The 19,189-nt window shown below is 67.3% G+C and carries 18 protein-coding genes and 2 pseudogenes; 11 read left to right on the top strand and 9 right to left on the bottom strand.

From position 1 onward, the window contains the following. Together ACHMXE_RS04230 and ACHMXE_RS04225 are read right to left on the bottom strand one after the other, a co-directional pair. Entirely contained in the window at positions 1-453 is a 453-nt protein-coding gene (locus ACHMXE_RS04230; RefSeq protein WP_395346997.1) for an RNA polymerase sigma factor, read from the bottom strand. A 133-nt stretch (positions 454-586) separates the two neighbouring features. Continuing rightward, positions 587-1,564, bottom strand: a complete 978-nt coding sequence (locus tag ACHMXE_RS04225; RefSeq protein ID WP_395346996.1) for a LysR family transcriptional regulator — start codon at positions 1,562-1,564, stop codon at positions 587-589. A 69-nt stretch (positions 1,565-1,633) separates the two neighbouring features. On the opposite strand from ACHMXE_RS04225, the gene ACHMXE_RS04220 reads away from it, so the two are divergent. The 8 genes and pseudogenes from ACHMXE_RS04220 (at position 1,634) to ACHMXE_RS04185 (ending at position 7,907) form a co-directional block, all read left to right on the top strand. Beyond that, positions 1,634-2,224, top strand: coding sequence for a GAF domain-containing protein (locus ACHMXE_RS04220; protein ID WP_395346994.1), 591 nt, complete (start codon positions 1,634-1,636; stop codon positions 2,222-2,224). A gap of 2 nt (positions 2,225-2,226) precedes the next feature. Further along, complete coding sequence (locus ACHMXE_RS04215) at positions 2,227-3,828, top strand: FAD-dependent monooxygenase (protein ID WP_395346992.1); 1,602 nt, start codon at positions 2,227-2,229, stop codon at positions 3,826-3,828. Positions 3,829-3,832: 4 nt separating this feature from the next. Next, positions 3,833-4,249 (top strand): VOC family protein, encoded by a 417-nt coding sequence (locus tag ACHMXE_RS04210; protein ID WP_395346990.1) that lies wholly within the window; start codon positions 3,833-3,835, stop codon positions 4,247-4,249. Continuing rightward, positions 4,246-5,037 carry an alpha/beta fold hydrolase gene (locus ACHMXE_RS04205; RefSeq protein ID WP_395346988.1) on the top strand — a complete coding sequence of 264 codons (792 nt, stop codon included), beginning with the start codon at positions 4,246-4,248 and terminating at the stop codon, positions 5,035-5,037. Before ACHMXE_RS04210 ends, ACHMXE_RS04205 begins: the two co-directional genes overlap by 4 nt. Next, positions 5,034-5,871, top strand: a pseudogene (locus ACHMXE_RS04200) (ABC transporter ATP-binding protein). Before ACHMXE_RS04205 ends, ACHMXE_RS04200 begins: the two are co-directional and overlap by 4 nt. A 16-nt stretch (positions 5,872-5,887) precedes the next feature. Continuing rightward, positions 5,888-6,742: an ABC transporter permease gene (locus ACHMXE_RS04195; RefSeq protein WP_395346987.1), complete on the top strand. Its 855-nt coding sequence runs from the start codon at positions 5,888-5,890 to the stop codon at positions 6,740-6,742. Positions 6,743-6,808: 66 nt separating this feature from the next. After that, positions 6,809-7,126 (top strand): annotated as a pseudogene (locus ACHMXE_RS04190) (hypothetical protein); the annotation flags it as partial. 73 nt (positions 7,127-7,199) lie between these two features. Beyond that, the gene (locus ACHMXE_RS04185) at positions 7,200-7,907 is read left to right on the top strand and encodes an ABC transporter substrate-binding protein (protein WP_395346984.1); all 708 of its coding nucleotides are present in this window, start codon (positions 7,200-7,202) and stop codon (positions 7,905-7,907) included. A gap of 10 nt (positions 7,908-7,917) precedes the next feature. On the opposite strand, the gene ACHMXE_RS04180 is transcribed toward ACHMXE_RS04185, so the two are convergent. The 7 genes from ACHMXE_RS04180 to ACHMXE_RS04150 form a co-directional block, all read right to left on the bottom strand. Continuing rightward, the gene (locus ACHMXE_RS04180; protein WP_395346982.1) at positions 7,918-8,394 is read right to left on the bottom strand and encodes a low molecular weight phosphatase family protein; all 477 of its coding nucleotides are present in this window, start codon (positions 8,392-8,394) and stop codon (positions 7,918-7,920) included. A 193-nt stretch (positions 8,395-8,587) separates the two neighbouring features. Continuing rightward, entirely contained in the window at positions 8,588-9,688 is a 1,101-nt protein-coding gene (locus ACHMXE_RS04175) for a tetratricopeptide repeat protein (RefSeq protein ID WP_203206628.1), read from the bottom strand. Between the two features lie 64 nt (positions 9,689-9,752). Next, positions 9,753-11,414 (bottom strand): acyl-CoA synthetase, encoded by a 1,662-nt coding sequence (locus ACHMXE_RS04170; RefSeq protein WP_203206629.1) that lies wholly within the window; start codon positions 11,412-11,414, stop codon positions 9,753-9,755. Positions 11,415-11,423: 9 nt separating this feature from the next. Continuing rightward, on the bottom strand, positions 11,424-12,755 hold the full coding sequence (gene fahA / locus ACHMXE_RS04165) for a fumarylacetoacetase (protein ID WP_395346981.1): 1,332 nt from the start codon (positions 12,753-12,755) through the stop codon (positions 11,424-11,426). After that, on the bottom strand, positions 12,748-13,572 hold the full coding sequence (locus tag ACHMXE_RS04160; RefSeq protein WP_203206631.1) for a cyclase family protein: 825 nt from the start codon (positions 13,570-13,572) through the stop codon (positions 12,748-12,750). Before ACHMXE_RS04160 ends, fahA begins: the two co-directional genes overlap by 8 nt. 1 nt (position 13,573) lies before the next feature. Then, positions 13,574-14,557: a Bug family tripartite tricarboxylate transporter substrate binding protein gene (locus tag ACHMXE_RS04155; RefSeq protein ID WP_395346980.1), complete on the bottom strand. Its 984-nt coding sequence runs from the start codon at positions 14,555-14,557 to the stop codon at positions 13,574-13,576. A gap of 10 nt (positions 14,558-14,567) precedes the next feature. Then, positions 14,568-16,280 carry a CocE/NonD family hydrolase gene (locus tag ACHMXE_RS04150; protein ID WP_395346979.1) on the bottom strand — a complete coding sequence of 571 codons (1,713 nt, stop codon included), beginning with the start codon at positions 16,278-16,280 and terminating at the stop codon, positions 14,568-14,570. Between the two features lie 160 nt (positions 16,281-16,440). Here ACHMXE_RS04150 and ACHMXE_RS04145 point away from each other — a divergent pair, with 160 nt between their 5' ends. The 3 genes from ACHMXE_RS04145 to ACHMXE_RS04135 all read left to right on the top strand — a co-directional run bounded on the left by ACHMXE_RS04145 (position 16,441) and on the right by ACHMXE_RS04135 (position 19,172). Next, positions 16,441-17,058: a TetR/AcrR family transcriptional regulator gene (locus tag ACHMXE_RS04145; protein WP_395346978.1), complete on the top strand. Its 618-nt coding sequence runs from the start codon at positions 16,441-16,443 to the stop codon at positions 17,056-17,058. A gap of 124 nt (positions 17,059-17,182) precedes the next feature. After that, entirely contained in the window at positions 17,183-17,368 is a 186-nt protein-coding gene (locus tag ACHMXE_RS04140; RefSeq protein WP_395346976.1) for a nucleotidyltransferase family protein, read from the top strand. Positions 17,369-17,504: 136 nt separating this feature from the next. Next, positions 17,505-19,172, top strand: a complete 1,668-nt coding sequence (locus tag ACHMXE_RS04135) for an ankyrin repeat domain-containing protein (protein WP_395346975.1) — start codon at positions 17,505-17,507, stop codon at positions 19,170-19,172. Positions 19,173-19,189: the final 17 nt, after the last annotated feature.

The raw sequence follows: 19,189 nt of genomic DNA, 5'->3' as shown, positions 1-19,189 counted from the left end.
TCAGTCGGCTCCACCGCCGTAGCCCGCGCAGTCGAGCAGGGCGCGCGTCATGTGGTGCTCGACCGCCTTCTCGCTGATCTCCATGTGCGCCGCGGTCTGCGCATAGCTGAGGCCGTGGATGCGCACGAGCAGGAAGGCATGGCGGCGCTTGCGCGGCATGGCCTCGAGCAGCGCGACCAGCCGCTGCAGTTGCTGCCGGGCTGCCACGTGGCGTTCCACCGAGGGCGCGCTGTCGGGCGCGACCAGCGCCAGCGTGTCGAGCATGCGCAGCTCGGCGGCGCGGCGCGCGGCCTGGGTGGCGAGCAGGTTGCGGCCGGTCTGGTAGAGCAGCGCGCGCGGTTCGAGCACCAGGCCGCCCGCGTCCTGGTGGCCGAGCACGCGCGCGTAGGCTTCCTGCACGAGGTCGGCGGCGGTGTCGCCATCACCGGCCTTGCGGGTGAAATAGCGCAGCAATTCTCTGTGGTAGCGCTCGAGCACGGTACACCTCAGCCGGTGTGGAAACAGGGAACTCCCGTCTTGGCTGAGATGTGGCGGCGGCTGATCCGTGGCGCGGGAGAGGGAGCGGAAATTATAGGGAGCGGCCGTGTCAGCCCGCCTTGCGCTGCATCCTGCGCGCCGTCTCCACCACCACCGCGCGCAGCGACTGCACCATCGGCTGCCCCTCCAGTTCCTTCAGCGTGAAGAAGCTCACCGGCGGCAGGTTCCAGCTCAGGCGATAGGGCAGCGCGGCCCAGTGGCCGGCCTGTTCCATCTCGGCCACCACGTCGCGCGCGAGGATGGCGATGGCGTTGGGCTCGGTGCGCAGCACCGTCTCCATGCTGCGGATGGCGGTGGTCTCGAGCATCGGCACCGGCGGCTGCACGCCGGCGCCGACGAAGATCGCGTTGTAGGTGCGGCGCATCGGCGTGTTCGGCGGCGGCAGGATCCAGTCGAGCTGCGCGAGCCGGGCCCAGTCGAGCGGCCCGCGCGAGAGCCGCTTCGCGCTCTTGGCCGACACCACCAGGCAGGGCTCCTGCTGGTGGATCGCCTCCTGCACCAGGCCGGTGGCGTCGCCGTCGTACGAACGGCCGATCGCGCAGTCGAGCTCGCGCGCGAGCAGGCCGGCCACCAGTTCGTCGGTGGTGCCCTCGCGCGTCATCACCGCCATGCGCGGTGTGCGGTCGAGCAGGTGCGCGAGCGCGGCCGACAGCAGCTGCTGCGGCACCTGCTGCGTGAGGCCAAGGCGCAGCCGGCCGCCGCGGCCCGCCTCGAGCGAGGTCAGCACGCGCGTGGTGGCCTCGAGCTCGGCGAGCCAGCGCCGCTCGTAATGCAGCACCGCCTCGCCGGCCGCGGTGGGCACCAGGCCGCGGCTGCTGCGTTCGAACAGCCGGTTGCCGAAGATGTCCTCGGTCTCGCGCAGCGCCTTGGTGATCGCGGGCTGGCTCAGCCGCATCTCGGCCGCCACGCGCCCCAGCGTGCGATGCCGGTCGATGGCCTGCAGCAGCGAGAGCTGGCGCAGCTTGAGGCGCGAGAGCAGCGCGTGCTGCAGGTCGGCGGCGGGGTCGCGGGCGGTTGGTGAGGCCATAACCGTCAGGTTATCGCCCGATCAGAATTTAGTCCACTTTGGTGAATTGCGAGGCCTAGACTTTTCTCCATGCCCGCAGCCACCGCCACGACGCTCATGGCCACCTTGGCCGATCTCCTCGACGCGCTCGACGAAGCGCGCGATGCCGACGAGGCGCTGCGGCGGATCGATCGCTGCCGGCGCGAGCTCGTGCCCGGCAGCATCTTCAGCATCCAGCAGAACGTGACGACCGAAGACGACCCGCCCGGCGAGATCCGGCTGCGCCGTTTCTATTCGTCGGAGGCGCACCGCTACCCGGTCAATGGCGCCAAGCGCAAGACGCACACGCGCTGGACCGATCGGCTGTTCCGCGAGGGCCGCGTGTTCGTGGGCGAGGGCGCGCAGGTGCTGGCGCGCCACTTCGACGACTTCGAACAGATGCGGCCCGCGGGCCTGTGCAGCGTGGTCAACGTGCCGCTGCTGCGGGGCGCGCTGTGCTTCGCCACCTTCAACGTGTTCGGCGTCCGCGAGCGCTGGCAGCCCGATGAGCTGCTCGGCATCCGCCTGCTGGCGCTGGCCGCCGCGCGCTGGGTGCCGGTCGCGCCCGGCCTCGCCTACCGCTTCGCCGCCGACGCGGTGCCGATCGACTTCCCCGCTCTCTCTCCTGAAGTGAAGGCTTGACCATGCAATCCAAGAACCTCGTCGTGATCGTCGGTGGCGGCCCCGTGGGCCTGTCGATGGCGATCCTGCTGCAGCGCTTCGGCGTCGACTTCGTGCTGCTCGAGCGCAGCCCGACCACCACCGACCATCCCAAGGCGCGCGGCACCTACACGCGCACGATGGAGATCTTTCGGCAGTGGGGCATCGATGGCCTGATGAAGCGCCATGCGCTGCCCGACGGCGCCGACTTCTTCGCCTTCTGCGAATCGATGACCGGCCACGAATGGGGTCGCACCACCCCCGAGCCGAACCTGGGCCATTCGCCGTGCTGGAAGATCATCCAGTCGCAGGACACGGTGGAGCAGGAGCTGCTGGCCCATGCCAGGAAGAGCGAGGTCGGCCGCTTCCTGTTCGGCCACGAGTTCCTGCACTACGCCGAGAGCGCCGACGGCATCGCCGTGACCGGCCGCCGGCTCGACACCGGCGAGACGCTGACCTGGCAGGCGCAATACCTGATCGCGGCCGACGGCGCCGCGAGTTCGGTGCGGCGCCAGGCCGACATCGAGATGCGCGGGCCGGCCACGCTGGCCGTGATGGCCAACGAGTTCTGGCAGGCCGATCTCTCGCAGGTGCGCGACTCGGCCACCTGCGCCGGCTGGCGCGTCTATGCCAAGGCGTCGCCTTACCCGATCACCACCGTGCTCAACACCAACGGAAAGGACCGCTGGCTCAACCTGCTGCCGGTGGGCCGCGAGACCGACGAGCGCACCGGCGCGCGCAGCGACGCCGAGGTGGTGCAGCTCGCGCGCACCGTCTCGGGCGTGCCCAACCTCGAGGTGAAGGTCATCAACCGCTCGGTGTGGCGCATGAGCCGCCAGGTGGCCACGAACTTCCGGCGTGGCCGCGTGCTGCTGGTCGGCGATTCGGCGCACCGCTTTCCGCCCAATGGCGGCTACGGTATGAACTCCGGCATCCAGGACGCGCACAACCTGGCCTGGAAGCTGGCCTTCGTGCTCAGCGGGCGTGCCAGCGCACGGTTGCTCGACAGCTATGAGAGCGAGCGCCGGCCGATCGCCGAATCGAACGCCGACTTCAGCCTGCACAACGCGATGCGCTTCAACCACTGCGACGAGGCGCTGCGCTCGGGCAACCGCGAGCGCATCGAGTTCTGGATCCGCGACAGCGACAACCACATCCACAGCATCGGCCAGTCGCTGGGCTTCTGCTACGAGGACGGCGCCGTGATCCCCGACGGCACCGGCCGCCACGTGATGCGCGCGCGCTGGTACGAGCCGGCCGACAAGCCCGGCATGCGCTTTCCGCACCTGTGGCTGGACCTCGCGCGACGCCACACCACGCTCGACTGGTTCGACCGCGAGTTCGTGCTCGTGGCCGGCCCGCGCGCCGATGCCTGGATGGAAGCGGCGCGCCAGGTGTCGGGCCGCAACGGCCGCGTGGTGCAGGCGCGCCAGCTCGAGGACGCGCACGAGAAGGACGGCCTGCTGCTCGGTCAGCACGGCGCGGTGCTGGTGCGGCCCGACGGCCACGTCGCCTTCCGCATGCCGTGGACGCCCTCGGACCCGGCCGCCGAGCTGTCGGCCGTGCTGTCGAAGCTGCTGGACTGACGCCATGCCCCTCACCGCGCTGCACCACTTCACGAGCCGCTGCACGCCCGCGGAGCTGCCGCCGCTGCTGGACTTCTATACGCGCGTGCTGCGCCTGGAAGCCGGCGCGCGGCCCGAGATTCCCGCGCCCGGCGCCTGGCTCTATGCCGAGGGCCAGCCCATCGTGCACCTGTTTGCCCACCTCGCGACGGCCGATGCGCCGCCGCAGCCGCCCACGGGCCACGTCGACCACATCTCGTTCCGTGCCCATGGCCTGCGCGAGATGCGCGCCCACCTGCGCGCGCTCGGCGTGCCCTTCGCCGAGGCGCCGATTCCAGGTTGGGATATCCACCAGCTCTTTCTGCACGACCCGCGCGGACTGAAGGTCGAGATGACCTTCTGGCTGGACCGCGAGGACGAACCGTGGGAGGACGCGGCATGACCGAGTTCGTGCAGGCCGGCGAGGTCCGCATCGCCTTCGACCGCGCGGGCCAGGGTCCGGCGCTGCTGCTGATGCATGGCGCGGAAGCCTCGCGCCAGATGTTCGGCGCGCTGGTGCCGCATCTCGCGAAGCAGTTCACCGTGATCGCCTACGACCAGCGCGACTGCGGCGAGACCGAAGCGCCCGAGCGCGCGGCCACGCTGACCGACCTCGCGAACGACGCGCAGCAGCTCGTGAAGGCGCTGGGCCTCAAGCGCGCGCACGTGTTCGGCTCCTCCTTCGGCGGCCGCGTGGCGCAGGCGCTGGCGCTGCTGCATCCGCGCGCGGTCGACCGGCTCGTGCTCGGCAGCACCTGGCCGCTGCCGCGCCCCTATGAAGAGCTGTGTCCCGATGCGCGCCGCCTGGCCGAGCTGCGGCGCGGCCTGCCGGGCACGGCCGAGGAGCTCGCGACCTGGTTCTTTCCCGAGGCCTTTCTCGCGCAGCGTCCCGAGCTGCGCCGCGTGTTCGCCGCCGCGCGGCCCGAGACCGCACGCTCGGCGCGGCGCATGGCAACCGTTGCCACCACCTTGCCGCAGGGCGTGGCCGACATCGTCGCGCCGACGCTGGTGCTTGCCGGCGAACTCGACCGCGTGGTGCCGCCGACCGTGACGCTCGCGATGGCCGGCCGCATCCGCGGCGCCGATGCCGTGCTGCTGCCGGCCATCGGCCATGTGACCGCGATGCAGGCGCCCGAGGTGCTAGCGCGCCACATGGTCCGTTTCCTGAACCCCGAAGGAGTCCACGCATGAACGCCGTCCTGGAGCCCGAGACCGTCCCCGCAGCGCCTGTCTTACCAGGAGCACCCGCCGGCAAGGAGGACTACATCCGCGTCGAGGGCCTGTCGAAGACCTTCGGCGGCGGCAGCGAGGGCGTGCTCGCCTTGAAGCAGATCGACTTCGGCATCCGCCAGGGTTCCTTCGTCACCATCGTCGGCCCGAGCGGCTGCGGCAAGAGCACGTTGCTGCGCATCCTGGCCGGCCTGCTCGACTACGAGGTCGGCACCGTGCTGCTCGACGGCCAGCCGAACCGCGGCACGCGGCGCGACGTGGGCGTGGTGTTCCAGAGTTCGATCCTGCTGCCCTGGCGCAGCATCCTCGAGAACGTGATGCTGCCGGCCGAGGTGCTGGGCCTCGACAAGGCGAAGGCGCGCGAGCGCGCGATGCAGCTGCTCGCCATGGTGCGGCTCGAGGGCTTCGAGCAGCAAGCTGCCGCGCCAGCTCAGCGGCGGCATGCAGCAGCGCGCCTCCATCGCACGGGCGCTGCTGCACGACCCCAAGATCCTGCTGATGGACGAGCCCTTCGGCGCGCTCGACGCGATGACGCGCGAGCGCATGAACCTCGAGCTGCAGCGCATCTGGATGGAGAGCGGCAAGACCGTGGTGCTGATCACGCACTCCATTCCCGAGGCCGTGTTTCTCGGCGACCGTGTGTTCGTGATGTCGCCGCGCCCCGGCATGCTCGAGCGCGTGCTGCCCATCGACCTGCCGCGCCCGCGCGGCATGGAGGCGATGTCGCATCCGGCCTTCGCGGCCGCGGCCGCCTCGATCCGCGAGCGCTTCTCGCATGCCGCTTCCTTCGATTGAGAGAAAGGCCGACGCCATGACCACCGCCCTGTTGAGTTCCGAGGCCGCACCGCTACCGGCGAAGCCGCCGCGAGTGCGCCGCATCAACCCGCTGGCCTCGCCGCGCGTGCAGTCGATCACGCTGCTCGGTTCGTGGGAAGGGGCCGTGCGCCTGTTCAAGGTGCCCAGGCACCTGGTGCCGCCGGTCAGCGACATCGCGATCGCGCTGTGGCGCGGCCTCGCCACCGGGCCGTTCGCGAAGGACGGCTTCTGGTACCACGGCGGCATCACGCTGGCCGAGATCCTGCTGGGTTTCTTCGTCGGCGGCGGCATCGGGCTCGCGATCGGCATCGTGGTCTCGCAGATGCCGCGGCTCGAGCGCCTGCTCGAGCCCTACGTGGCCGCGCTGCAGAGCGTGCCCAAGGTGGCGGTGGCGCCGATCATCGTGGTCTGGCTGGGCTTCGGCATCAGTTCGAAGGTGATGATCATCTGCCTCTTGACCTTCTTTCCGGTGCTGGTGACCAGCATCGCGGGCTTCAAGGCCGTGGACCCGGACCGCATCGACCTGCTGCGTTCGCTGTCGGCCACGCCGTGGCAGATCTTCCGCAAGGCCAAGTTCCCCAGCGCGCTGCCCTACATCTTCGCGGGCCTCAACATGGCCGCGGCCTTCAGCGTGGTCGGCGCCGTGGTGGGCGAGTTCGTCGGCGCCCAGGCCGGGCTCGGCGTGCTGATCCTGCAGATGGAAGCCCAGGCCGACAGCGGCGGCAGCTTCGCCGTCTGCGTGGTGCTCTCGGTGATCGGCATCGCGCTGACCGGTGCCTTGCGCCGCGTGCAGCAGCGCGTGCTGCACTGGATGCCGGCCGACGCCTCACAGCGCACGGTCAACGTCTGATCCCTTCCTTCCCCTTTTCTATTTCCATCTCGAAACGTCCGGCGCGACGCCGGTGAGGAGCGAACCATGTGGACACGACGCGATTTCGGCCTGGGCCTCGGCGCCCTGGGATTGACGGGCAGCCTGCCGGCGCTGGCGCAGAAGCTGCGCGTGATGAAGGTGGCGAACACCGCCGGTGTCAACGATCCGCAGCAGTGCTTCGTGACCGCGGGCCAGCATCCGCGGCTGAACTTCTACAAGCCCGAGGGCGTGGACGTCGAGTACGTCAACATGTCGAGCATGACGCAGGCGCTGCAGAGCCTGCGCGCCGACCACGTCGACTACGGGCCCGCCGTGCCCGGCATCCTGCTGCCCGCGATGGCCAAGGACCCGGGGCTCGACCTCGTGAGCGTCTACAAATGGCTGCCGCGCAATGCCAACGTCGTCGTCGTCAAGCCCGGCAGCCCCGATCCGCTCGGTGGCCGACCTCGCGGGCAAGCGCATCGGCGTGCGCAGCCAGGGCGACACCGGCATCGTCGTCACCCGCACCATGCTGGCCGAGCTGGGCCTGAAGGACGACCGGTGCGAGTACATCGCCATCGGCGACGGCGCGCCGGCCGGCGCGGCGATCGACAACGACCGCGTCGACGCGATGGTGGCCTTCGACACCGCGGCCGCGCGCGTCGAGTTGGTCGGCACCAAGCTGCGCCACGTGCCGCTCACGCCGAAGTTCGCGCAATTCGGCTCGGGCTGGCTGTGCGTGCCGCGCGAACTGCTGAAGAAGGAGCGCAAGGCCCTCGTGGGCCTGTTCCGCGGCATGGCCAAGTCCACCCTGTTCGCGCACCACAACCTCGAGGCCGGCATCGACCTGCACTGGGCCGTGTACCCAGAGAGCCGGCCCAAGGGCCGCAGCGAGGACGAGGCGCGCAAGGAGCTGGCCTTCATCCTCAAGGACCGCCGCAACAGCTGGATGCGCCGCCCCGACGATCCCGATCAGCGCATCGGCGCCTCGTCGCTGGCCGAGTGGAAGTCCAACATCGAGATGGCCGTGGACGGCGGCAGGAACCCGAAGCTGGCCGACGAACTCGGCGACCCGAATCGGCTGTTCACCAACGAGCTGATCGACGAGGTCAACGCCTTCGACAGGCAGGCGGTGGTGGAGATGGCGAAGTCGTTCAGGCTGTAGCCGGCCCGGCTCAAGCCATGTAGCCGAGGTCGCGGATGTCGGCGCGCACCGACTCGCGGTCGGAGCCGTACAGCGGCAGGCTGGCCAGCAGCTCGAGGCGCCGCCGCAGCGAATAGAGGATCTGCAGCGCCTTGTGCGCCGCTTCTTCGGGATCGTCGATGACGGCCGTGTCGGGATAGGCCCACAGCGCGGTGTGGGGCTGACCGGGCCAGGCCGGCTGCAGGCGTTCGATGTCGGCGTCGAGCGCGATCACGAACTCGGCCTCGAAGCCGCGCGCGGGCACGAACTCGTTCCAGCCGCGCGGCTTGATCTCGGGTAAGGGAATACCCGCGGTGCGCAGCGCTGACACGGCCGCCGGATCCACCGCCGCGCCGATGCGCAGGGGCTGGCCGCAGGAGCGTGCGTGGAAGCGTTTCTCGGCGATGTGGGTGAGACAGGCCTGCGCCATGATGCTGCGCAGCGTGTTTCGTCGGGAGACGAAGAGCACGTTGATTTTTCTGTGCATGACTGCGGAATGTAGCGCGGGCTTGGCGGGCGTGCTGCGGCGAGCTCGGTCGACGGACCGCGCGACAGATCGGTGGGCTTGTGTTGCAACACGAGCGCCGTAGTGGCCGAGGCATCGACCCAGCGATGCAGCTGCGCGGGTGGACGGATCCCGCGCACCGGCCTCGCCATGCCCACTAACCCCGCAGCGCCAGATTGTTCAGTTTGTCCAGGCGCTCCGGCAAGGTGCCCTCGTTCGCCGACTGCAGCAGGATGCGCGTCCACGCCACCCAGGCTTCCCATTGCACGCGCTTGTCCCAGGCATTGCCCCACTGGCTGAAGAGTTGCAGCGCGCTTTCGGCGGCCGCGCGCGCCTCATCGCGCCTGCCGGCCGACAGATACAGCTGGGCCAGCACCATCTGCGGTTCGCCCACCCATGGGTTGTGGCGCACCGCCTGCTCCAGCACGGCGATGGCGGCGTCGGCTTGCACCAGCGGCTGGTCCTGCTGGATCACTGACCAGTACAGCGATGTGGCCGCGGCTTCGTCGGCGGCGGTCAACGCTCGCGTGCAACCGGCGAACATTGGCGGCAGCGGCAACAGGGCGCTCAGCGCGGGATGTCGCAGTGCCTCGCCCAGCCGGGAGATCCGATGAACCATGCGCGCGCTCGGCCGCATGGGGCCGGGCCACAGCGATGCCATCCAGTGCACGGACTGCGGCCGGTGCGCCACCTGCGGAAAGCCCGAGAAGATGTCGTCCTGCCAGCTGAACCATTGCTCCATGAAGTCGGCCATGCTGACGACGAGGAAGGCCGCCACTTCGTACGCGCCGAGGCGCACGGTGCCTTGCGCCTGGCCGATGCGCTCGACCGAGACGCTGCCGTCCGCCTCGACCTCGCCGGCCAGCAAGCGCTGGGTGAACTGCGCGCGGTTGACGGTGCAGAACAGGTAGACCAGCTGCTCGGCCGTGTCACCGACCAGATCGCGCAGCCGACCGCGCTCGTGGCCGGCGTCGAACTTGACCAGGTCCACGAACGCATTGCCGTATACGCTGTGCAGGAGCCCCAGCAGGCGCACGTCGCGCGGCTGCTGCCATTGCGCGAGCGAACGTGCAACGCCCACCAGGTGATGGCGGAAGGTGCCGGCCTTGTGCCAGTCATGCCCGACACCACGCGCCAGCACCACGGGAAGCACGGGCGCCAGATCGGCGTCCTTCGCGAGCCAGTCCTCGTCGAGCAGGGATCGGGCGCGCCCGAACAGCGACGGTTCTAGCGCGTGCAATGGAAGAGGTGTCGTCATGCTGAATTTCTCGGGAGACTTTCCGAGGCGCAAGCGGATTCCGGGGCGCCCGAGTCACTGAGGTTCAATCTTCCGTCTCCGAAGCCGTGATCGCGCTGACCGATCCCGCCCGGGTGCGGAGATCGAATTTTTGAATCTTGCCCGTGGACGTCTTGGGCAGTTCGCCGAAGATCACGGTGCGCGGCACCTTGAAAGCTGCCAGATGCCTGCGGCAGTGCTCCACGATGTCGGAGGGCGTCGTCCGAGCACCGGCCTTGAGCTCGACGAAGGCGCATGGCGTCTCCCCCCACTTCCTGTCGGGCATCGCAACGACTGCTGCCGCCAACACGTCGGCATGCTGATAGAGAACGTCTTCCACCTCGATGGACGAGATGTTTTCTCCCCCGGAAATGATGACGTCCTTGCTCCTGTCCTTGATCCGGATGTATCCATCGGGATACTGAACGGCGAGGTCTCCGGTGTGGAACCAACCGCCGGCAAATGCTTCCTGCGTGGCCGCTGCGTTCTTGAGGTAGCCTTTCATTGCGATGTTGCCGCGAAACATGACTTCACCGATGGTGTGGCCATCCGTCGGAACGGGGCTCATGGTGAGAGGGTCGATGACCGTTGCAGCCTGCTGCAAGTGATAGCGGACGCCTTGTCTACCGTTCAGCCGAGCGCGTTCGGCAATGTCCGTCTCGTCCCAGCTTTCGTGCTTCGCGCATACGGTCGCGGGACCGTACACCTCGGTCAACCCGTAGACATGAGTCAGATCGAAACCGAGGCGCTCCATGCCCTCGATCATCGAAGCCGGGGGCGACGCACCAGCCACCATGGCCTTGACGCCGCGCGGCAGATCGTTCTTGAGTTCCTGGGGGGCGTTCATCAACAGGTTGTGAACCACCGGAGCGCCGCAGTAGTGAGTGACGCCGTGGCGCGCGATGGACTCGACGATGGCTCGGGCATCGACTCGGCGCATGCAAACGTTCACGCCCGCGCGCGCTGCCAGCGTCCAGGGAAAGCACCATCCGTTGCAATGGAACATGGGCAGCGTCCACAGATAGACCGGGTGCTTGGGCATGTCCCATTCGAGAATGTTGGAGATCGCGTTCACGGCGGCGCCACGGTGGTGATACACCACGCCTTTGGGATTGCCCGTGGTTCCGCTCGTGTAGTTGAGCGCGATGGCGTCCCATTCGTCTTCCGGCGGCTGCCAGGCGTAAGAGGGGTCGCCTTCGGACAACAAGTCTTCGTAGCTCAGATCGCCGATGCGTTGTCCGGCGCCAGCGAAAAGCGAATCCTCCGCGTCGATCACGAGCAGCGGTTCCCGGCTCTTGCGAAGTCGGACAGCGTCGTCGATCACCGCGGCGAATTCCGGATCGACGATGACGACCTTCGCTTCGCCGTGATCGAGCATGAAGGCAATGGTCGCCGCGTCGAGTCGTGTGTTCAGCGTGTTGAGCACGGCACCGGCCATCGGCACGAAGAAGTGCGCCTCGACCATCGCGGGCGTGTTCGGCAGCATGACCGCCACCGTGTCGTTGCGCCCGATCCCCCGTGCTCGCAGTGCGCTGGCAAGGCGCCTGCATCGTTCGTAGGTCTGGGCCCATGTTTGCCGCATCGCGCCGTGGACGACGGCTGGATGGTGCGGATATACCTGCGCCGAACGTTCGAGAAATGCGATCGGGGTCAGTGGCGTGTGATTGGCGGGGGTTCGCGGGAGGTCGGTGTCGAAGATGGATTTCATGGGCTGCTCTCACGCGCTTGCAAGTTCGAGTGCCGGCAACACTTCGCCACGACATTCGCCGAAGCCGATGCGTGCGGCGCCTGGTTTTTCGCACCAGCCCTTGATCGTGACGCTGTCGCCATCTTCGAGGAAATGCCGCGTTTCTCCGGTCCCGGGAAGCAACACCGGCCGCGTGCCACCCCTGCTCAGTTCGACCAGCGCGCCAGCTTCGTCTGGCGCGGGACCGGAGATCGTGCCGGTGCCCATGAGGTCGCCGCTGCGCAGGTTGCAGCCGCCAATGGTGTGCTGAACGAGCATTTGCGCGATGGTCCAATACTGGTGGCGAAAGCTCGTGGCCGTGATGCGGTCGCCAGCAAGATGCTGTGCGCGATGCAGCCGCGACTGCACCGACACCTCGAGATGCACGTCGAAGCTTCCGCTGGCGCGCTCTGTGGCATCGTCGAGATAGGGCAAAGGCTGCGGCTCGGTTGCAGGGCGATCAAAGGCGACGCGATACGGCTCCAGCGCCTCCATGGAAACGATCCAGGGCGAAATGCTGGTGCAGAAGTTCTTGCCCAGGAATGGTCCGAGCGGATCCATTTCCCAGAACTGGTGGTCGCGCGCCGACCAGTCGTTCAGCAAGCACATGCCGAAGATGCGATCGCGCGCTTGCGAGAGCGACAGGGGCTCGCCGAGCGTGGTTTCCTGTCCGACGAAGAAACCCATTTCAAGCTCGAAATCGAGTCGTCGACAGGGACCGAACGCAGGAGCGCGGTTGTCGGTCGGTCTCGATTGGCCGTTGGGCCGGCGGAATCCCGTGCCGCTGAGCACCACGCTCGATGCTCGGCCGTGATAGGCAATCGGCAGCCACTGAAAATTGGGAGTCAGCGGATTCCCGGGGCGCATCACGCGACCCACATTGATCGCGTGGTGCAGGGAAGTGTAGAAGTCCGTGTAGTTGCGCACCTCTACCGGCATCTTCATGGTGGCGTCGCTCATCGGCAGCATGCATGCGCGCACCTTTTGCTGCGTCGTTGCATCCATTTCCGACGACAGCAGCTTGAACAGAGCATGTCTCAACGGTTGCCAACGCTCGCGACCCATTGCCATGAAGGCGTTGAGTGTCGAGTCTGCGGCGACGCAGCAGGCTGCCCTTGCCGGCTCCATCAGCAGACCGCTGACGGCCAAGTGAGCAAGGTCCAGAACCTGGTCACCGATGGCAATCCCGCCGCGGGGGGCTTTGTCGCTCCCTTCGCGCACGAAGATGCCGAACGGCAGATTCTGCAGCGTGAAGTCACAGCCGGGCGCCTGTGCCGAGTCGACCCAGCTTCGAGCGGCCGGGTCATGGGTGAAGTTAAGCATGTGGAAGCGATCGGTTGTCGGGCTGCAAGGCATCGTCGAAGATGGCGACGGCTCGCGTCCATCCGGCAGAAGCGCCGCGTATCTTGTGTGGAAAGCAGCTGATGAAGAATCCGTTCGCGGGCAGCACCTCGAGGTTGTGCAGTTTTTCGAGATGGCAATAGCCGATGTCTCGTCCCGCTTTGTGACCTTCCCAGATCAGCGATGCATCGCGCGTGGCCTCGTATCTCTTTGCCGTGTGCACGAAGGGTGCGTCCCAGCTCCAGGCGTCCGTGCCGGTCAGCCGCACGCCGCGCTCCAGCAAGTACATCGTTGCTTCATAGCCCATGCCACAGCCGGACGAGACGTAGTCCGGCTGGCCATACCTGCTGCCGGCGCGCGTGTTGACCACCACGATCTCCAGTGGCTGGAGCGTGTGATCGATGCGCCCGAGTTCTTCTTCGACTTCCCTCGCGGTGACGACGTGGCCATCGGGCAGGTGCCGAAAGTCCAGCTTGACGCCGGGCTGGAAGCACCACGCGAGCGGAACTTCGTCGATGGTGGTCGAGCGCTGTGCGTTGCCCAGCGCCTTGTTCATCGTGCTGTGGAAGTGATACGGCGCATCGAGATGCGTGCCGTTGTGCGTCGACAGCCGCACGGTTTCCGCCGCCCAGCCTTCGCCATCCGGCAGATCGCCTTTGCGAAGCCCGGGGAAGAAGGCGGCAATCTGCTCCGGAGAGTCCTCGTGCGTCACGTAGTCGATGTGCGGCGCGAACGCGGGAGGGTCGCTCAGGACGTCGTTTTCCAGATAGATGGACAGGTCAACAAAGCTGCGCGGCATGTCAATCGATGGTGATTTTTCGGGCCTTGACCAAGTCGCCCCAGGTCCGCTTCTCCTGGCTCAGCAGGGTCGACATGGCATCGATGCTTGCACTCATGGGCTCGCTGCCCGTCTCGGCGATCTGCTTCTGCACATCGGGTGTCTGGGTGATGCGCGTGAGCGCCGCATTGAGTTTCTGGACCACATCGCTCGGCACCCCTGTCGGCGCCCAAATGCCATGCCAGCCGACAACGGCAACGGCCGGGTATGTTTCGGAGATCGTCGGCACATGGGGAAGCTGAGCGTGGCGATGACTGCCGCTGTAGGCAATCGCGCGCACCTTCCCCGCGTTGATCATGGGAATGGCCGAAGCAGCGGGCTCGACGCACAGCGGAATCTGTCCCGACACGACGTCTATCAGTGGAGGGCCTTTGTACGGCACGTGCAGCATCTGCACCTTGGCGCTCTGGTTGAACAGCTCCATGATCAGGTGGAGGAAGCTTCCGACGCCGTTGGTGCCGTAGGCCAGCTTGTCGGGGTGCGCGGTGGCGTAGTCGACAAGCTCCTTCACCGTCTTGAAGGGCATGTCGTTGTTGGCGACCAGGAAGGCGCCCTGCGACAGCAGCGGCGAAACGGGTCGCAGCTCTTTCTCGGGGTCGAACTTCAGCTTGGAGTAGAGCCAGGGATTGACCGTGAAAGAGCTCGACACGGTGTACAGCAGCGTGTAGCCGTCCGCGGGAGCCTTGGCCACGTAATCCGATGCGATGTTTCCCGCCACGCCCGGCCGGTTCTCGATGATCACCGGGACGTTCAATGCCCTGGACAGCCTCTCCGCGTAGATCCGGTTGTAGGTATCGGGCGCGGTGCCGGGCGGCCCCATGTTGACGAACCGGATGGTGCGCGATGGCCACGCCTGCTGCGCAGACGCAGCCTGCCAGGGTCGAAGGGTTGCAACCGCGCATGCGGCGGCTGCGCGGGCGATGATCGCGCGGCGTTGGATGGCCATGGGGATTCCTTTACGGCTTGGCCGGCACGACAGGTAGCAGCAGGAACGATGGATGCGCGCCACCGGTGTGGATCGTGATCTCTCCTCCGAAGCGCTCCGGCGTCCGGTCTTCGGGGTGGTCGTGCAGCAGAACGGAAGAGCCTCGCAATGGCTTGCCGTAGATTTCGGGCCAGGGTCCCGGGAGGTCATGCTGGAAGTCGGTGCTGCCAACCGTCAGGACCAATCGCCAGCCCTTGGGGAACACGAAGGACATCGGCCAGATTTCGACCTGCAGTTCATAGATCACCCCGGGTTCGAGAAACTGGAGTTCGTCGTGGACGAGCACGGGCTGCCACGGTCGCGACTTCACGGGATCGAGCTTGCGGTGGGAGGCACGCAACCAGCCTTGCGCCATCGGCGCGTTGAACTCGGAAGCCGCGACGATCAGATGCTCCTTGCCGGCCGTGTCGTAGGCGCGGACCGTCAAGAACAGATCGGCGTCCTTTGCCGTCGTCGATACATGGAGCGTGGCCGCGATCGGACCCGTCACTTCCGTCTCTTGCTCGAAGGGAGCGGTGCTGAAACTTGCCTTGCCGTCCAAGCCGTCGAATCGCGCTTGCGCATCCACGCCGGAGGGCTCGCTCGTCAGGCGGAATTCGCTGGCGTCCAGATACCTTCGTGTCCACAGCGTACGGGCCAGTGGCCACTCCTGCTCCGCCCTTTCGACGAAGCCATCGACGTGCCGCACCAGCATGCTGATCGGCGCCTTCTTGTCCCAGCCGTTGTCCTCGCCCTTCAGGAAATGATCGAAGAACTGCTTCTGGAGGGCGACGCCGTAGTCCGTGTAGAACTCGGTCCAATGCTCACGGCCGTGGAACTCCATCCACTTCTGCCTGGATCCCGCACCCAGCCAGCCCTGGATGTTGCCGCGCAGGTGGACACCGTGGCCGCCCCAGTTCCCGCAAGAGAGCACCGGCACCTCGATCGCCGCCAGGTCCGGCGTGCGTTCCTTGTAGTAGCTGTCGTCCAGGAGTTCCGCCGACAGCAATTTGCCCGGGATGTCCCTGCGGTTGGCGCGCAATGCTTCGTCGCTCAGTTCGTCGGGCCCGGCGATCGAGACCCCGGTGTTCGGATTGACGCGTGCGCGCGAGCCCAGGCCGTTCTGGACGTTGGCGATCTGATTCGGATACCAGTTCATCAGGAAGGTGTTCAGTATTCCCCCGTGCCGGCACGCGTCGCGGTAGATGTCCGTGTAGCCCTCGAACGGGCAGATGGCGGCCAGATGCCGGGGGCGCCTGGCGGCCACTTGCCACTGGGTGCTGGCGTAGTACGAGACACCCGCCAAGCCGACCTTCCCGTTGCTCCAGGGTTGCGTGCCGGCCCATTCGATGCAATCGCTGAAGTCATCGATCTCGCGGGGCGACCAGCAGTCGATGAACCCGGGCGAACGACCGGCTCCACGCGAATCGACGCGGATGCAGACATAGCCGAAGGGCACCCACCGTTCGGGGTCGACAGTCTCCCAGTTGGCATAGCGGCCTGTGCTTCCACGCAAGACCTCGGGATAGTCGGATGTCAGGCCCTTCCACTGCATCGGAAAGCCTTCGCCGAAGTGCAGGCCCTTGGCATAGGGACCGCATGACATCAACACCGGGAAGGGGCCTTCGCCGTCCGGACGAAAGATGTCGGCACGGACGACCGACCCATCGCTGGTGGCGATCTCGATATCCCAATCGATCTGCATTCGGGCACTCCAATCAGTTGTATGAAACAAGCGTTTAATTTAACAAGACCTCGCGCCGCGGGTACTGGTACAAACCCAAATCCGATGTTTCAAACAGCGGTTTAAAATATCGCGAATGAAGTCTCGATCGACACCAGCAGCAGGACAAGGTGCGAGCGATGTGCGCGAGCGCATCCTTGTCACCGCGGAACTTCTTTTCGCACGGCAGGGGGTCGACAAGACCTCGACGCGCGACATCACGACGGAGGCGGGCGTGAATGTCGCTTCGGTCAACTACTACTTCCGGTCCAAGGAGGCCCTGGCCGAAGAAATCTTCATGCGCCTTGCTCAACGAGTCACGGTGCTCAGGCTTGCCGACCTCTCGAGGGTCATGGACGCTTCGCGTGAGAACAGGACCGCGCTGCGGCTGGAAGATCTTGTCGACTGCTTCATCAGGCCCTATTTCGAGCCTGGGGTCCACGGCGCCTTGCTGGCACGATTCATCCTCCAGCACAGGTTGGATCCGAGCGAGATGACTCACCGGGTTTTCGAGCAGTATCTGAACCCCTTCGCCATGGAGTTCATCGAAGCGCTCTGCCTGACGGACAAACGGATCAGCAGGGTTGACTGGCTGTGGCGCTACACCTTGCTGACTGGCACCGTGATGCTTGCCATGACGGATGTCGGCCCGAAGAACCGCATGTCCGCCTTGTCGGATGGGCAAGCGGATGCCTCGCGCACCGAAGATCTAAAGCATCAGTTGGCGGACTATCTTTGCCGTGCGCTGAGAAGCGGCTAGGCAGCAGCAGGCGATTCGGCACGTGCCGAGCGCGCCGACACGATCGCATGCTCATCGGCCCGCAAGACCGAGCCCGGCGTCGCCGACTCGGCACGGCGCGCGCGCCGGCATCGACCGCTTCCTCGTGCCCGCCACCTGCGTCGGTGTGCGGCCCGGCGAGCTCCATGCGCCGCATGGGCTGGAATTGCTGTATGAGGGCGTGCTCACGATGAATCCGCTGACGCCGCACCGCGACCTGTTCGAGCGCAAGGCGGCCTCGTACCGCGCGCGCTGGCCGTGGTTGCACATCGAAGCCCGAGCGATGCGCTAACATCCGGCCCGCGGTTGCAAGCCGCGCCCGGGCCCGCGGGAAGGGTTGAACCCACTTGCCTTCGCACGCTGAGCAACCAGCCGTCCTTTGTGCAGCCGAATTTGCGGGTCGTCGGCGTCGATGCACGGAGGTTCCTGTGAAGCGCATCCCCCCTCGGCCCGACGTGGGCCATCTCAAGAAGCAAGCCAAGACGCTGCTGTCGTCCTACCGCCAGGGCGACGCGGCGGCCATCGCGCAGTTTCGCGCGCACCTGCCGGCCGCTGCCGCCAAGAGCGACGCGGCCATCGTCGCCATGGGCTTGCGATTGCACGACGCGCAGTCGTGCATCGCGCGCGAGTACGGCTTCGTCTCATGGACCGACCTGCAGGGCTTCGTGCTCGCGCGGCAGGCGGCCGTGGCCGATCCCGCGAAGGCGTTGCGGCATTGGCTCGGCCTGGTCTATGCAGGCGACGTGGCCGGCGGCACGAATCGCGCGCGGCCCGCGGTGGCCGAGCGATTGCTCGCCGAAACGCCGCAACTGCTGGGCGACGATCCCTGGCTTGCCTGCGCCATCGGAGACGAGTCCACGCTGCGCGCGGCGATCGCGCGCGATCCCGCGTGGGTGCATCGCGCGGGCGGGCCGCTGAAGCTGCCGCCGCTGGTGGCCGTCACGCACTCGGCCTTCCTGCAACTGCCGGCGTACCGCGAGCGCATGCGCGCATGCGTGCGTCTGCTGCTCGAGGCCGGTGCGCAGGCCAACCAGTCCATCGGCAACCGCTGGCCGCCCGCGTCGCTGGCCACACCGAACGAGGACGAGCGGCTGAGCGCGCTGTACGGCGCGGCCGGCCAGCAGCGCGATACCGAGACCACGCGGCTGCTGCTCGATGCCGGCGCCGATCCGGACGACAACGAGTCGCTCTACCACTCGCTCGAAAACCGTGCCTGCACCGCGCTGCTGCTCGCGGCGGGTGCGCGCGTGACCGGCACCAACGCGCTCTACCGCGTGCTCGACCTCGATGATGTCGAGGCGCTGAAGCTGCTGCTCGCCCATGGCGGCGATGCCAACGAGGGTGCCGGCAGCGAGCCGACCAGCGAGTGGGGCACGCCGCTGCTGTGGGCGATTCGCCGCCGCCGTTCGCCGGCCCACATCGAAGCCCTGCTGGCCGCGGGGGCCGATGCGTCGGTGCGCACGCGCGAAGGCATCGACGCGCGCACGCTGGCGCTGCGCTTCGGGCTGGTCGAGGTCGCGCGCCTGCTCCAAGGCGCGGGCAGCACTGAGCAAGGCTCGCCGCAGGAAGCCTTCATCGCGGCATGCGCGCGTGCCGACGAGCCGGCGGCCCGCGCGCTGCAGGCCGCGAACCCCGGCCTCGTCGACACGCTGTCCGCATCGCAGCTTCGCCTGCTGTCCGAACTCGCGGCGCAGGAAGGCTGCGGCGACGCGGTGCGCACCATGGTGCGCTGCGGCTGGCCGATCGCCGCGCGCGGCGGCGACTGGGATGCCTCGGCCCTCAACCAGGCCGTGTTCCGCGGCGACGCCGCGCTCGCGCGCTTCCTGCTCGAGCACGGCGCGAGTTGGACCGAGAAGCATGGCTATGGCGACAACGCGATCGGCTCGCTGTCATGGGCCTCGTACAACGAGCCCGTCGAAGGCGGCGACTGGCTCGGCTGCGCCGGGGCGCTGGTCGCGCACGGCATGCCGACCGCGCTGCCCGATCCGGCGAGTGCCGATACCGTGCTGATCGATGGGCAGCGCAAGGCGTTCTCGGAGGAGGTGACGGAGTTCCTGCTGGCTGCGTCGGTGCCCGGAACGCCGCCAGAAGGCTGAGCCGCGCGCGCGATCTT

Origin of the sequence: Variovorax sp. UC122_21 (assembly GCF_044056785.1) — a bacterium.
GTDB lineage: Bacteria > Pseudomonadota > Gammaproteobacteria > Burkholderiales > Burkholderiaceae_C > Variovorax.
This window is presented reverse-complemented; position numbering and strand designations above follow the sequence as displayed.

Excerpts from the sequence above, each read along its gene's own strand:
- ACHMXE_RS04225 (WP_395346996.1), bottom strand. The coding sequence starts at position 1,564 with ATGGCCTCACCAACCGCCCGCGACCCCGCCGCCGACCTGCAGCACGCG.
- ACHMXE_RS04220 (WP_395346994.1), top strand. The coding sequence starts at position 1,634 with ATGCCCGCAGCCACCGCCACGACGCTCATGGCCACCTTGGCCGATCTC.
- ACHMXE_RS04215 (WP_395346992.1), top strand. The coding sequence starts at position 2,227 with ATGCAATCCAAGAACCTCGTCGTGATCGTCGGTGGCGGCCCCGTGGGC.
- ACHMXE_RS04210 (WP_395346990.1), top strand. The coding sequence starts at position 3,833 with ATGCCCCTCACCGCGCTGCACCACTTCACGAGCCGCTGCACGCCCGCG.
- ACHMXE_RS04205 (WP_395346988.1), top strand. The coding sequence starts at position 4,246 with ATGACCGAGTTCGTGCAGGCCGGCGAGGTCCGCATCGCCTTCGACCGC.
- ACHMXE_RS04195 (WP_395346987.1), top strand. The coding sequence starts at position 5,888 with ATGACCACCGCCCTGTTGAGTTCCGAGGCCGCACCGCTACCGGCGAAG.
- ACHMXE_RS04175 (WP_203206628.1), bottom strand. The coding sequence starts at position 9,688 with ATGACGACACCTCTTCCATTGCACGCGCTAGAACCGTCGCTGTTCGGG.
- ACHMXE_RS04170 (WP_203206629.1), bottom strand. The coding sequence starts at position 11,414 with ATGAAATCCATCTTCGACACCGACCTCCCGCGAACCCCCGCCAATCAC.
- fahA (WP_395346981.1), bottom strand. The coding sequence starts at position 12,755 with ATGCTTAACTTCACCCATGACCCGGCCGCTCGAAGCTGGGTCGACTCG.
- ACHMXE_RS04160 (WP_203206631.1), bottom strand. The coding sequence starts at position 13,572 with ATGCCGCGCAGCTTTGTTGACCTGTCCATCTATCTGGAAAACGACGTC.
- ACHMXE_RS04155 (WP_395346980.1), bottom strand. The coding sequence starts at position 14,557 with ATGGCCATCCAACGCCGCGCGATCATCGCCCGCGCAGCCGCCGCATGC.
- ACHMXE_RS04150 (WP_395346979.1), bottom strand. The coding sequence starts at position 16,280 with ATGCAGATCGATTGGGATATCGAGATCGCCACCAGCGATGGGTCGGTC.